Raw genomic sequence first — 1,087 nt, forward strand, 5'->3', positions numbered from 1 at the left:
CTAGCTGTAGTGACTAATCAGGTTGTTGACGGCGTGTCGGGTTGAACATGGGAGGACCTCCGGGCGGAGTGGATGTGTCTGACGCATCCCATCGGCACACGGAGGTCCTCCCGTGCACAGTAACGCCCGCACTACCGTTCACGCCCGCAGGCTGATCGTGACCCGCCGAGCGGCCGGCTGGTCGCCGTCGTGCATCGCTGAGCAGCTGGGCATCTCCCGGGCCACCGTGCACAAATGGCTGGCCCGACACCGCCGCGAGGGCGACGCCGGCCTGGCCGACCGCTCCTCGCGGCCGCACCGCAGCCCCCGACGCACCCCGTCCGAGGTCGAACTGCGCATCCTGGCCACCCGGCGCGCGGTGCGCCGTGGTCCGGTGCACCTGGCCGGTTTGTTGGGACTGCCCGCCTCCACCATCGGGCGGGTGCTGCGCCGCCATGACGAGCCCGCCCTGGCCGCCACCGACCCGATCACCGGCGCCCCGGTGCGCCGCCGTCACACCGGCATCCGCTACCAACGCCCCCGCCCCGGCGACCTGCTGCACGTCGATGTCAAGAAACTCGGCCGGGTGCCCGACGGGGGCGGCTGGCGGGTGCACGGCCGCAGCGAGAAGGTCCGCGGCCGGGGCATCGGCTACGACTACCTGCACGTGGCCGTGGACGATCACACCCGCATCGCCTATGTCGAGGCCCTGCCCGACGAGAAGGACCTGACCTGCGCCGCCTTCCTGCACCGGGCGGTGGCCTGGTTCCGCGATCAGGGTGTGAGGGTGCTGCGGGTGCTGACCGACAACGCCAAGGTCTACCGCGTGGGCGGCAACTGGCGGGCGGTCTGCGTCGCCCTGGGCATCCGTCGCCGGTTCACCAAACCCGGCTGCCCCTGGACCAACGGCAAGGCCGAACGCTTCAACCGCACCCTGCAACACGAGTTCGCCTACGCCCGGGCCTGGACCGGCAATAGCCACCGCCTGGCCGCCCTGCCCTACTGGGTCCAGGACTACAACACCCGACGCGCCCACAGCGCCATCGGCGGCCAGCCCCCCATCACCCGACTGACCGCCTAAGCGTCAACAACGTCACGAATCAGTACA

1 protein-coding gene is annotated in these 1,087 nt (G+C 70.7%); it reads left to right on the forward strand.

What is annotated here, in order from left to right; all coding sequences use genetic code 11:
- Positions 1-112: 112 nt before the first annotated feature.
- The gene (locus tag LZG04_RS41375; RefSeq protein WP_233827433.1) at positions 113-1,060 is read left to right on the forward strand and encodes an IS481 family transposase; all 948 of its coding nucleotides are present in this window, start codon (positions 113-115) and stop codon (positions 1,058-1,060) included.
- The last annotated feature ends 27 nt before the right edge of the window (positions 1,061-1,087 follow it).

The organism is Saccharothrix sp. S26 (assembly GCF_021390395.1).
Lineage (GTDB): Bacteria > Actinomycetota > Actinomycetes > Mycobacteriales > Pseudonocardiaceae > Actinosynnema.